The sequence below is a fragment of the Stenotrophomonas sp. GL_101 genome, from assembly GCF_057835675.1.
This window is the reverse complement of the sequence record NZ_CM174432.1, coordinates 484110-496178: the sequence shown is the minus strand read 5'-3', so window position 1 is coordinate 496178 and position 12069 is coordinate 484110. Positions and strand designations below refer to the sequence as shown.

At 60.7% G+C, this 12069-nt stretch carries 11 protein-coding genes; 5 read left to right on the top strand and 6 right to left on the bottom strand.

From position 1 onward, the window contains the following. Window positions 1-10 precede the first annotated feature (10 nt). A complete protein-coding gene (locus AC3IR9_RS02215) occupies window positions 11-181 on the bottom strand; it encodes a hypothetical protein (RefSeq protein ID WP_489293756.1) in 171 nt (56 codons plus the stop codon). A gap of 415 nt (window positions 182-596) precedes the next feature. Further along, window positions 597-1643 carry a hypothetical protein gene (locus tag AC3IR9_RS02210; protein ID WP_489293754.1) on the bottom strand — a complete coding sequence of 349 codons (1047 nt, stop codon included), beginning with the start codon at window positions 1641-1643 and terminating at the stop codon, window positions 597-599. 84 nt (window positions 1644-1727) lie between these two features. On the opposite strand from AC3IR9_RS02210, the gene AC3IR9_RS02205 reads away from it, so the two are divergent. Next, complete coding sequence (locus AC3IR9_RS02205) at window positions 1728-2336, top strand: hypothetical protein (RefSeq protein WP_489293753.1); 609 nt, start codon at window positions 1728-1730, stop codon at window positions 2334-2336. Window positions 2337-2401: 65 nt separating this feature from the next. Here AC3IR9_RS02205 and AC3IR9_RS02200 read toward each other — a convergent pair whose 3' ends face one another. The 4 genes from AC3IR9_RS02200 to AC3IR9_RS02185 all read right to left on the bottom strand — a co-directional run bounded on the left by AC3IR9_RS02200 (window position 2402) and on the right by AC3IR9_RS02185 (window position 5046). Continuing rightward, the gene (locus tag AC3IR9_RS02200; protein WP_489293751.1) at window positions 2402-3547 is read right to left on the bottom strand and encodes a YncE family protein; all 1146 of its coding nucleotides are present in this window, start codon (window positions 3545-3547) and stop codon (window positions 2402-2404) included. 235 nt (window positions 3548-3782) lie between these two features. After that, the gene (locus AC3IR9_RS02195) at window positions 3783-4037 is read right to left on the bottom strand and encodes a hypothetical protein (protein ID WP_489293749.1); all 255 of its coding nucleotides are present in this window, start codon (window positions 4035-4037) and stop codon (window positions 3783-3785) included. A gap of 175 nt (window positions 4038-4212) precedes the next feature. Then, entirely contained in the window at window positions 4213-4545 is a 333-nt protein-coding gene (locus tag AC3IR9_RS02190; protein ID WP_489293747.1) for a hypothetical protein, read from the bottom strand. 201 nt (window positions 4546-4746) lie between these two features. Further along, the gene (locus AC3IR9_RS02185; protein WP_137191215.1) at window positions 4747-5046 is read right to left on the bottom strand and encodes a SymE family type I addiction module toxin; all 300 of its coding nucleotides are present in this window, start codon (window positions 5044-5046) and stop codon (window positions 4747-4749) included. Between the two features lie 665 nt (window positions 5047-5711). Here AC3IR9_RS02185 and AC3IR9_RS02180 point away from each other — a divergent pair. The 4 genes from AC3IR9_RS02180 to AC3IR9_RS02165 are packed head-to-tail and all read left to right on the top strand — an operon-like array spanning window position 5712 to window position 12049. After that, entirely contained in the window at window positions 5712-8300 is a 2589-nt protein-coding gene (locus AC3IR9_RS02180; protein ID WP_489293746.1) for a Z1 domain-containing protein, read from the top strand. Next, complete coding sequence (locus AC3IR9_RS02175; protein WP_489293745.1) at window positions 8281-9297, top strand: PD-(D/E)XK motif protein; 1017 nt, start codon at window positions 8281-8283, stop codon at window positions 9295-9297. Before AC3IR9_RS02180 ends, AC3IR9_RS02175 begins: the two co-directional genes overlap by 20 nt. Further along, entirely contained in the window at window positions 9294-11141 is a 1848-nt protein-coding gene (locus AC3IR9_RS02170) for a hypothetical protein (RefSeq protein ID WP_489293744.1), read from the top strand. The genes AC3IR9_RS02175 and AC3IR9_RS02170 overlap by 4 nt, the downstream gene beginning before the upstream one ends. After that, a complete protein-coding gene (locus AC3IR9_RS02165; protein ID WP_489293742.1) occupies window positions 11138-12049 on the top strand; it encodes a hypothetical protein in 912 nt (303 codons plus the stop codon). Before AC3IR9_RS02170 ends, AC3IR9_RS02165 begins: the two co-directional genes overlap by 4 nt. Window positions 12050-12069: the final 20 nt, after the last annotated feature.

The following is a 12069-nucleotide window of genomic DNA, read 5'->3' as shown; positions in this document are numbered from 1 at the left end:
TCGTGCCGCGTCAGTCGCCGCGAGGCAGCTTGGCCGCCCACATGTTGTCCACCAGGTTCGGGTAGGTGCGGCCGTTCTCTTCGGCGCGTTGCCGTGCGGCGTCCTTCTGCGCGGCCGACAGCGGCTGCTTGATTGTCTTCGGGTTGGGCTTCTTCCAGGGCGGGGTACGGGTCTGGCGCATGGCGGCGTAGTGGGTTGTTCAGCAGGCACGGGATGGTCGGCCACAGGCGGTCTTGGCCGTGTGAGTAATGGCACGCGTGACATCGGGTTGCCGCGTCTCAGTCGGTGAGACGCACTCCACGCACAGTGGCCGCAGTACCGCCTTCAACGAGAATCGGGACAGATGGACCTTCGCCCGCTATATCCCCGCGCCACTGCCACCACCGTGCTGGCGCTGCCTCGCGTTCCCTGCTGCGGTCTGGCGCGCACCTTGCTGCTGCATGGGCTGGGGGCACATCCGGCTTCGCACGCGGCAGTACGCAAAGCGCTGTTGGGGGCACCCCAGACCGGTGGCTGCGCACGCTGCGGGGCACCGCGGCCCATGACGTGCACCACGGCTGTAGCGCCGCCATCACGTAGACACTCCCCAGCACTGGCTACCTGAGGGCTGCCGTCGCTAACCCGCGCCCCAGCGCCACCCGGTGCGTGCCCAGCGTGGCATAGGCCAGCGCATGCGCATCGCCCAGTACCGCACCCGGCCGCAGCGTGTGCACCTCGCCCGCCTGCAGCCGATGCCAACGCCCGCCCACCCGCACGAAGGTGGCCTGCTCGGCGGCCTGCTGGCCCCGGTTGCGCTGCGCCCGCATCACTTCCTGGATCGGCCCGTGCACGGTTTCGCACTGCACCTGCCCGCGCCGCCCCCACAACCGCAGGTACGGCAGGCACAGCCACAGCGTCCACAACGGCAGCACCACCAACGCACAGGCCAGCCAGGTGCTGAAACCACGGCTTACCCCCGGCAGGAACGCCAGCACCAACAGCCCCAGCAACACCGCCGCGCAGCACCAGCCCGCCGTGCGCAGCAACACGCGCGGGCGTGCCATCAGGGCTTTCCAGTCCTGCGAGGTCATCGCCGTTACCGTCTCCGGCGCGGCACCAAGGCCTGGATAGTCCACCTGCAACAGGTGACCCGGCTGCACCGCACTGAAGACCAGCCGCACCGGCGTACTGCCCACCGGGCCCACCACCTCGTGCGGCACGAAGCCCAGCAACGCATCGCTGCCCGGGGTTTCCTCCAGTACCACATGCGTGGTGCCGTCCACCGAATACGCGCGCGGGCGCCCGGCAATCGTACCCACCGCCGGCAGAATCTCCGACGTGCCCAGGCGTCCTTCCACCACCGTCACCTGCCCCGCAGCCAGCGCCGCCCGCAGCGATTTGGTGCGCCGGCGCCGATGCACCACTGCCAGGACGATGCCCACCACACCCAGCGCGGCGGCCAGATAGGCCGGCACCTGTGTGGGCGCAATGCGATCGGGGTGCATGCCCAGCTGGGTGGCAAACGCCGTGATGGCCACTGCAACGCCAATGGCGAAGTACAGCAGCGTGGTGCCCGCGTCCTGCTGGAAGCGCAGGGTGGCCTCCAGGGCGGCGCGGAGTTCTGCAGGCAGCGCTTCTGCGCGGCCGTTGGGGGCGTGGGACATCCTTGTTCTCGATAGGTACGCGGGCCGCCGGGCTTGGCTGCCAGGGCCGAAGTATGACCGAAGGCGCTGGCGTCGCTGTGTTGGATGCAGTACATCGTGGAGTGGGCAGCGCACCCCGGGACCGGCACGGAGCCATTGTTGTTGCGCGGGCTCTTCGCCAGAATCAGGCAGCATTCCACCGCTACACGCATCAAGGACCCGATGAACCCTTTTCGCCCGTTCGTGTTGCTCTGCGCCCTGCTGCCCTGCGCAGCAAATGCCGACGCGCTTTCCAACCCACTGGACACCGGCGAAACCCTACAGTGCCGCGAAGGCCGCTCTGGATCCTGGGGCGATTTCCTCGGCCAGGTGCCCGAACCCAGCAAGGTAATCGAACTGATCGACTACCTGCTATGCCAGAAAGAACCCGATGCTCCCAAGCGCTACCTGCATGACCACCTGACCGACACCGTGGGGGTCTCTTCCGGCTTCTCGGGCCTGCCAGCAGATCCGATCCGGATCGTTCCACGTGCCGATATCGACGGTGAAGTTCGGCGTTTCATGGGGAGAGACTTCAATGAGGTCTATCTTTCGCCATTGGGAAGAACGCTGGAGCTACGGGTTACCGACGAGGCCTGCAGCCACAGTTACCTGCTCGAACATGACGCGCGCTACGGATGGCGGATTTCCAACGTAGGGTCGATCTGCTCGTGAAACCCTGCACCGCGCGGCACACCGGCCACCGCTGAGATGGCCGGCATGCCGCGACGCAACCGCGCTTACAGCGCGATACGCGCCACGGATTCCGGGCTGCCCTTGGCATCCTCTTCGCCGTTCTTGACGGTCACATACAGCACGTTCTTCTTCGCATCCAGCGCCAGGCTGTTGGGATGGGTCGGCACGGTGTAGGTGGCCACCGGCTTGTAGGTGTCGCTGTTGTACGCGGTGACGGTGCCGCCTTCGCGGTTGGTCACGTACAGGCGCTTGCGCTTGCCATCGAGCAGGATGCCCATCGGGCCGCCGTCGGCGGCGATGCTGGCCAGTTCCTTGCCGGTGTGGCGGTCGATCACCAACACGCGGTTGCCCGGGTGCGCCGAGGCGAAGCCCGGGGTGCTGCTGGTCTGGTACTTGCGCAGCATCTCCGAGCCCTGGTCGGTGACGAACAGGCGCTTGCCGTCCGGGTCGAGGGCGATGTTCATCGGCTGCTCGGCGCCCACCTTGAAGCGCTGCTCCACCTTGCCGGTGTCGGTGCCCACGGTGACCACTTCAGCCAGCAGGTTGGAGGTGTACACGCGCTTGCCCTTGGCATCCAGCGCCAGGCCCGGTGCCTTGGCATTGCCCAGCCCGGGAATGGTGTTGAGCACCTTCAGCGACTGCGTATCCACCACGAACAGCACGCTGCCCTCGCCGGAGTGGCCGGTGACGTACAGGCGATTGGCCGGGCCATCCACCACCAGCTCGCGCAGGTCGTGGGTGTAGGCGGCCTTGCCGTCCTTGCCCACCTGCTTCTCCATCAGCTGCACGATGCCCAGCACCTTGTGGGTGGCGGTATCGAGCACGGTGACCGAGGTGTCCACGGTGTTGCCGATGTACAGGCGGTTGCCTGCGTCGTCCAGCACCAGGCCGAAGGCTTTGCGCTCCAGCGGGATCTGGGCTTCAACGTCGAGGGTGTTGGGGTCCAGGATCAGCAGCTGGGACGGGCCGGCGGCATCGCCGAAGCCACCGGAGGAGGCCACGTAGACGGCGTCTACCTTGGGGCTGTAAGCCAGCTCGTACAGGCCTTGGGCAACAGGCTTGCGCAACACGGCCGCTTCGGTGGCGGCGACCGGGGTGGTCTTGCCCACGGCGAATGCCGACGGGGTGCCGAGAGAGAGGGTAACAGCGAGGGCCAGCGCGGCCGAACGGAGAATGGAACGAGAGTACATGCGAGCGTCCTTGAATGGGCACGGGAGGGTGTCCTGGCTCGCTGGGCCGTTCTATGACGGCCGGCCCTGCATCTTGGGTGCGTGGGCAGGCTGGCTGGAATGCGGGGGAATGGTAGCAGGGTGTGGGGGGAGTGCTTGAGTGGGGCGCGTAGTCGAAGGGGATTGGGCCGAAGGTTATGGGAGTGGTACTCGCTGCCGGCTGGCACGCCTACACGTACGACCGTGCCGTCACTTCTCAAGGCACCGAAGCAGGCGGAATCGCTAGCAGCTCCGCCGAGACGTGCTCAACGACCTGAAGGAACTCGGACAGAGGGAATTTCATGGTGACCTCTTCCTTCAAAACTCTGGCTAGGTGAAAGAACTCCACCTCAAGCGAACCATCCTGTTGCTCACGATCGATGCGGCAAAGAAGCTGCGACTTGAAACAGACTTCTACCGCCAGTGAATCGAAGTTTGGCAGGCTTACGAAGTCAATTGAGAAGCTGGTCATGTCTATGCCTGTCATTGAGCTCGATAGCAGCTTGAACATCCGGAGGCGGCGCGTCTACCCAGCGCTGCCGGCGGCGCCAGTGAACAACGGGTATGGCGGTTGGGGAGGTACAGTGCGCCTGCCGGCTCGGCAGGCACACCCCATGAACTGCCAGAAACAACTTGATGCCGCTCGCTCACCCCATCCCAAACGGCGAACACCGCCACCCAAGCTGCCGAACCACCATCGCCTCAAGGTCCCGGTCACCGCTTTCAAAGCACGGCGCCGCCTCCGGCTCACACGTGGCCACCCTCGCCCCCTCCAGGGCCACCGCGCCTGCCGCCCGCTCAACCGGGTCGAAGACCCCGGCCTCTGCGTCGGCATCCACACACGATTGCCGCACCACATACTCCCGCATCAACCGCTGGAGCACCTGTGCGGCGGGGCGGTGTTCGCGCGCCGCCGCGTGCTGAAAGCTGGCGCGCAGGCCAGCGGCCATTTCCAATTGCATGAAGACACTCTTGCTCATGCGTTCCTCCCACTGCTGGGTTATGAAACAGGTTGTACATCCACACTGCACCGGGCGTGCAGTGACGTGCTGGCGTTTACGCCTGCCACAGCGCAGCGCTGCCGAACCGGGATATGCGCTGCGGCTGTGCGGCCAGGCCGCCCGCAAGGGCTGGCGAACACTGGCCGTGCAGCGGCCCACCCGGCAGGTGGGCGCGGGCGCTCAGCCGGTGCGGCGCTGCAACTTGCGGGGGATCTTCTTGACCACCGGCACGGGCCGCTCCACCACCGTAAGGGTGATGATGCCGTGCGTGGCCTCCACCTTCAGGCGGGCGCCTACGTCGAAGCCGAGCTTGTCCAGCCAGCGGCCGCGCAGCTTGAGGTAGGGAACAATCTCCGTGGGACCGCACTCTTCGCGGTCCGGGTACGTCAGCGCGCCTACGCGGTAGCTGCGTGCGGGGCGGGCGTAGGGTTTGCGCTTGGGGCGCGCGTCATCGGGTTCGTCTTCCCACGGCGTCAACATGTTGGACCTCCTGCAGGGCTTGCCCTTGCCGGGATGGCAAGGGCGTCGGGAGGTTAGAAACCGTCTAGAGCTCGGCGGGCGTATTTCCACGGGGGTGTTGTATTAGCCACCCTCCCGACAAAGGACGTCCAACTTTTAACTCTAGAGGAGTTTCTACGCTCCGATGAACACCATGCGCGTTGGTGCGGAGGATGGGAAATCGCTTGTTCCTGTTGATCTGGCTGAGGTTGGTTAACTAAGCCTTTGGTGCGTCGCAAATGGCCTAGTGGCGCCTCAGTAGCGGCTGCAGGGGTGCTGTCAGCGACGCCAGCGCTCGCGCTAATGCTCTCCTGCATAGACGTCTTGGGGCATCCAAGCAACTAACGTGCCACTTGCGTCACCATGGATCGAGTCAGGGTCACCTTAAAAGGACACGCGACCGTTCTACCCACCAGAGGCCCAAGTGCGCATATCTCTTCAGGATCATTGCCCTGCGCAGATGTTCCTAGGGTCCCGGAAGTTTCTCACCCGTCCAGCCTCGGTTGCGTAGATAGCCACAGTCGATGACAATCGGAATAGCGAGTCACAGCCCACTAAACGCTGCAGACTTTTCTGAAGGGCATGGATGCTGCAGGGGGCACATCCAGCCCAGCATTCTGTTGCCCCCAACAGCGCAGGATGCCGTCTTGAAGACCCAGGTTGACGCTTTTTCGGACATGATTCGGGCAAAGCTCCCGAGCTACGATACTTTGGATAATGCCGTACAGGCCCTTCGCCAAACTCTCGAAGTGGTCATGGGGGTCTTTCCAGCGGATGTTGAGGCGAATTTCCAGGCAGCGACAGAAGCCGTTCGGGCATCGTTCCAGAACGTTGAAGTTCTGCGAAAGAACTCACTGATCAAGCCTAAGCCGGCTTGGTATACCGGTCCGTCAGAACAAGATAGGCATTGGCCAGCTCTCTTGGGCTACCTCCGGGAGGTCAAGAACTGGAAGGACGCGTCCGAGTCACTTGACGAGTCATCGTCCGAGATCGTATCGCTGCTCGCCAATCCTGCGGACGACTCATTCCAATGCCGGGGCCTGGTGGTCGGCTATGTCCAATCAGGCAAGACGGCAAACATGACCGCGGTCATCGCAAAGGCCGTTGATGCTGGCTACAACTTGATAATTTTGCTCGGTGGCGTGACGAACAAGCTTCGTGCGCAAACCCAGCGACGCATCGAAAGTGATGTAGTTGAAAGACACAGGACGCTGTGGCAGATGTACACAACGACTGAGGACGCCGGCGACTTCATCAAGCCTGCCAATGACCAGTTTGTCATGCCGCACAAGGGCGGCGCCCAGTTGGTGGTGATGAAGAAGGAATCGACGCGGCTTGACAAGCTGCTCGAGACTGTCACTAGAACGCCGCCGCCAATCATGCGGAAGCTGAAGGCGCTGATCATTGACGATGAGTGCGATCAGGCATCCGTCAATGCGGGCGCCGACGACGAAGAAATGACGCGCATCAACGAGGCAATTCGGCGATTGATTGCTGCCTTACCGTGCGTCTCTTACGTAGGTTACACAGCAACGCCATTCGCCAACGTGTTCATCAATCCGTTCCCGGACCGAGCAGACAAGCTGGACGACCTTTACCCCGAGGACTTCATCACTGCGCTTCCGCGCCCCAAAGGGTATTTCGGCACACTTGAGGTGTTTGGCAGCTCCGACACCTCAGCCGATGCTGATGAAGTAGATTTTGGCCGGGACATGTTCCGCTCGATCCCCCCTGAAGAGCTAAACAAACTGACGCCGAAGGGAAAGGGCGCCCACAAGTCCTTCATGCCGGATGTAACACTCCAGCTACAGAAGGCCATCGCCTGGTTCCTGATCTCATGCGCCATTCGCAGGACGCGCGGGCAACAGAATGACCACATGACGATGCTGGTACATACGTCTGCATATGTGGCACAGCATGAAAACATGGACAAGGCGATTCGAGCGTGGATTTCGAAGAATAGCGATGAAATCAGGTCCGTCAGCGGCGCTGCCGGGCAGCTCTTGAGAGACGTTTTTGCTGAAGAGATTGTCAGAAGCCCCCTCTCTGCGGACGCACCGGCGGACTACCTCGAATCGTCATTTAAAGACGCCCTTGGCGAGGTTTTAGATGCGCTAGAACTCGTGGTGGAAAACGGGGAGAGCCTGGAACGTCTCGATTTTACGAACGGGGCCAGAACCTACATTGTTGTCGGCGGCTCTGTCCTTGCTCGCGGCCTCACGCTCGAAGGCCTTTGCGTATCCTTCTTCCTGAGAACCTCTCAGCAATACGACACACTCCTTCAGATGGGCCGCTGGTTTGGCTTCCGAAAGGGTTACGAGGACTTGCCGAGACTTTGGACGACAACGGATCTCATATCCAACTTCCGGGCCCTGGCTCAGGTTGAGGAAGAGATCCGAAAAGAGATCTCTGTCTACAGGACGGCCGAAGTAAGTCCACTGGATTTTGCTGTGAAAGTTCGCTCAATCCCCGGATTGGCCATCACTTCCGCAGCCAAGATGAGGCATGTAATAAGGACGAGCATCAGCTTCGATGGGAAGCATGAACAGACCACCCGATTCAATCATAAGGATAGCGACGTAGTCCTGAAAAACTGGCAGGCCGCCTCGTCTCTGGTTGATCACCTTGTAAGCGAAGACTATGAGAGGGTAAAGCCTCGCGTCTTTGCAAAGGTGCCCATGGCGGTAGTCCGCAAGTTCCTAGTGAGCTACAGCATGTGCGATAAGCAGCTCAACCTGAACAAAGAGCTGCTACTAGGCTACCTGGATGCATCGGCTGGGCGGATGCCTGCATGGAACGTCGCCATCATGAGCGCGGATGGTAAAGCGGAACCCGTCTCGCTTGGCAAGATCGGCGAAATCGTCCCGTTCATTCGTTCTCGTCTGCGCGAGCCATCGGACTATGCCGATATCAAGGCGCTGATGTCCAAGCACGACGTGTTGGAAGACGTTGCCAAAGCCCAAGCGAAGGGTTCGTCGAGTTGGGATGAACTGAAGCTGTTGCGCGCTGACGTCCCGCTGCTGCTTGTGTATCCGATCGATCAGCTATCCGCACCGATGAAAGCTACGGATCGCCGTGTGCCACTCGATGCAAGGGGACATCTCATCGGCCTCGGCTTTGTGTTTCCGGGCAACAGAGACAAATCCGGCAGCTACTACAGCGTGGAGCTAAGCGTCCCTACGCCTGATCAATTGGAGGACGACGTCTCCAACTTGCATGAAGACGCCGATGCCTAAGAGTCCTCATGAGCACTGGCTGGGTCTACGCGAACGTAGTCGTGGAGATACACGAGCTGAAGTTTCAACAGTCGCCGGCGACGCGGACACGGGTTTCGGCCCTGTCCGCTTCGCCCTTACAGAGACGGCAAGCCCCCGGCTTCTTGTCCCCATAGCATCTTCTACCGCCAACTTGCAGGTGAGTACGCTGAGCGGGCCTAGCGTGGAGGTCCGCATCTCCCGCCTCTCCCTGGACGGTGCTGCTTCCGTGTATTTGGATATCAGTCTGCGTGAGCCTCGGCTACATCAGCTTTTCGGTGAGCTTTGTACAGAGATGGTGTCACGTATCGCTGCGGGCACTTCGCCTGTCGATTCAGTGAAGAGCACTATCGAGGACTACCGCGCGCTGCTGGCGGAAAGCCAAGACCAGAGCATAAGCAGGAGTAGTTTAGTCGGACTCCTTGGCGAGCTGATGATGCTACTCGAAGGTGCCAAGAGAAGCTCGACCGCTGTTGAGTCGTGGACCGGACCTACGGGGCAACGCCATGACTTCCGCGGAAGGCATGGCGCCCTCGAAGTCAAATCAACAGGCTACAAGCAGCGAACGACCATTCGTATTCATGGCATTGAGCAGCTCTGTCCTCCGTCAGATGCCCCACTTTGGCTGGCTCATGTCGTGCTGGAGAGCTCTCAGGCAGGCAACATTCACGTAGCAGCGCTATACAACGAACTCGTAGCGGTTGGTGTTCCCTCAACCATGCTTCTCACTCGTCTGGCCTCGCTTGGCTGCAATGATCCGTTGGCGCCAGAATGGAACGCGGCCAAGTTCTCCTTTGAGGGTATGAGCCTTTACTCGGTGAACGACCGCTTTCCACGCCTCATGCTTCCGTCCACCGCAGATGGCTCGACCCCGCCTGGCATCAGCGAGATCGAGTACACCGTTGATCTGTCGGCGGCAGTGGAACAGATGCTGCCTGTCGCTCACCACGATGACGTCTTGAGAGCCGTGTTTGAATGAATCTGAATCTTTATAGCGAGCCGTTTTCGAAGAACGGGAACCTTGCGGGCGAGGGTTTCAAGCGTCTGCTCGGGCGTCCAAACCTCGATCTTCTACAAACTCTTGTTCGTGAGAGTCTTCAGAACGTCATTGACGCAACCCTGCCCGGCTTTGCACCGGAGGCGAGGATCAGGCTCCGACGACTTGGCATGGAAGAGCGAGCTGCCCTGACCGGGGTAGTCCTCGCGACTCTCCCACAAGGGCTTGCGTCCCGCGAGGCGCTGCAAAGCTCCACTGAGAAGGAGGAGCTTTGGGTTTTGGAGATCGCGGACTTTGGCACTGTGGGCCTGTCCGGGCCAACCGAAGCCGATGTCCCTCCAGCGCCCGATGAGCGAGCGAACTTCGTCAACTTTCTCAAGAATGTTGGTGCAGCGCGTGATAGCCATCAGGGTGGAGGTACGTACGGTTACGGCAAAAGCTCGCTGTATGGAATGAGTACCTGCTCTCTGGTCCTTGTCGATAGCCAGACGTTTGAGCTTGGCCGGCCGGTAAGGCGCTTCATGGCGTGTCATCTGGGTGATGCATTCGACGTTGATTCGTCAACTCCAGGGCCCAGGCGATTTACGGGACGTCATTGGTGGGGCATGTCTGGTGAAGGTGACAGTATTGCTCCTGCTACAGATGAGAACGCCATCGCGCTCAGCAAGTCGCTTGGCATCTTCCCTCGGGCCGAGGCAGACAGCGGCACATCAATTGTCATCCTTGATCCAGAGTTGGACTTCTCTTCGCTTGAGAACCTCGGGCCGGAGCTCGTTACCTGTGTACTGCTGAATTTTTGGCCAAGAATGGCGCAGACGACGAATGCGGATCGACGCCTGCATGTGACGATCGAGATCGACGGCGAAACGATCGAGGTGCCTAGCCCTGAAGCATTCCCTCCACTTGATCTGTTCTGCAGGGCATTGGCGGATGTGCGTACTGGAAGCCCCAACCTTCACAAGATCAAGTCGCAGCGTCCAGCCAAGGACCTTGGCCGCCTTGCGTTCGCACCCGGTTTATCCGCGCCTCGCCATCCGCTTTGTGCATCGGGCAGCTCCGATGTCTTGGTGAACTCATCCCACATCGCGGTGATGCGGCCGGTGGAGCTTGTGGTCAAGTACATCCGAGGGAGTGCCTATCCAGATCCAACCCTGGAATGGGCGGGTGTCTTTGTCTGCTCCAAAGACCCAGAGGTGGAAGAGGCATTTGCTCAAGCTGAACCTCCTACTCACGACGACTGGGTTCCAAATAACCTTCCGAAAGGGAGGCAACAGACAATGGTGCGCGTGGGAATGCGGGATTTGCGTATTCAAGCGGATAACTTTGTCCCTGTCAGATCACTTGAACGCTCTGCCGATGCAGGTGGACCAAGCCTTGCTGCGACCTCTGGACAGATGGGAAAGTTCCTTGGTCCCGTCAGCTCGCGTGGCGCAGGGAAACCGACCGCGCCTGGGCGCATCGCCGCTTCAGTGAAGAAGGGCGTTCGCGTCACAGCACTCGAAATGATTGGCCTTTCGATCGCAGCTGATGGCAGCCGCGTTGCCAACTTCCATGCCGATCTTTTTAACGATGGAAGCAAGGGGCCCATCTCCGTGTTGATTGAACCCAAGCTGGTCGTTGATGGCGGTGGAATTGATGCGGTCGGCGTGCCAGACCACTTGATTCCCACGGTTCAATGCGTCGCGTTACCCTCCCATGGGTTGATGACCGCTGACAATACGCTTGCAGTGGGCCTTCTGGAGGGTCAGATCACCGCATCGATCAGACTTGTTGAAGGTGCCGCTATTACGGCTGGGGCTCGCATCCTGGAAGGAGTTGAGTCATGAGCCGAATCGCTTACCCTTTCCTTCGCATACCTGATGAAGCCATCGAATTTACCGGATGGCATATTGGGGATGTGGGCTTGCCGCTGTTCCCGGCAACGGAGATTCTGGAGGACTGGGACTACGCCAGAGACCTGACCTTGAGCGGCAGTGTCACTGTCGACTGGGAGGCTGCATCATCGGGCATTGGCTTTGGAGATGGGGACTGGCTGGCGCTCGCACAGTTGAGCATCGGTACTGGTCAAGGTCATCTTCCCCGCTTGGTTCGGAATGTTGCCAGCCATCGGCTCTCGAAGGATTCGACGTCGGCCTTGTTCGAGGTTGTCGTTCCAGGACAGTCCCTCTCTGCACAGTTGATAGCCCGTCTGGATATCATTCTGCTGGAATCCTCTGCCTCGGCGTCGGAACTCTCTCCAGTTGCAAAGGGCTCCCGGCTGTGGCGCGAGGAGTTGGATGTCATCATCGAGGATGGTGGCAATGCGAGATTCCCTGTTTCGTCCATCAGCTTTCAAGCGGCGTTCGCAGACAAGCCCCATCAGTTCGCACCTTGGTATGTGGACTGGCGCCCGGAAGATCTCTTCGGCGACTTCTCTTCAAAGGTGGTGCTGTACGTGAACTCCGATGAGGAACTCTTCCTTGAGCGATTCATGCAGGGCGAGCGCCTCACCGTCCAGGCGGTTCTGGGTGGCGTAGCTGCTCAGATGTGCTCCACCGTTCTTCTGCATAACAGTGATGAGCTTGATTTTGATGTGTTCGAGGAAGGGTCCGTCGGCGGAGTCCTGCGGCACTGGCTTCACCAGGCGTTTCCTGACGAAAGCGGAGTCGCCTCACTGGTCAGGCTGCTCCACAACGACCCAGGGGCGTTTAATGCCGCAATGATTGCGGTGGCGGATATGGGAGACAGATCTTGACGAGCGTTGAGCTACTACCG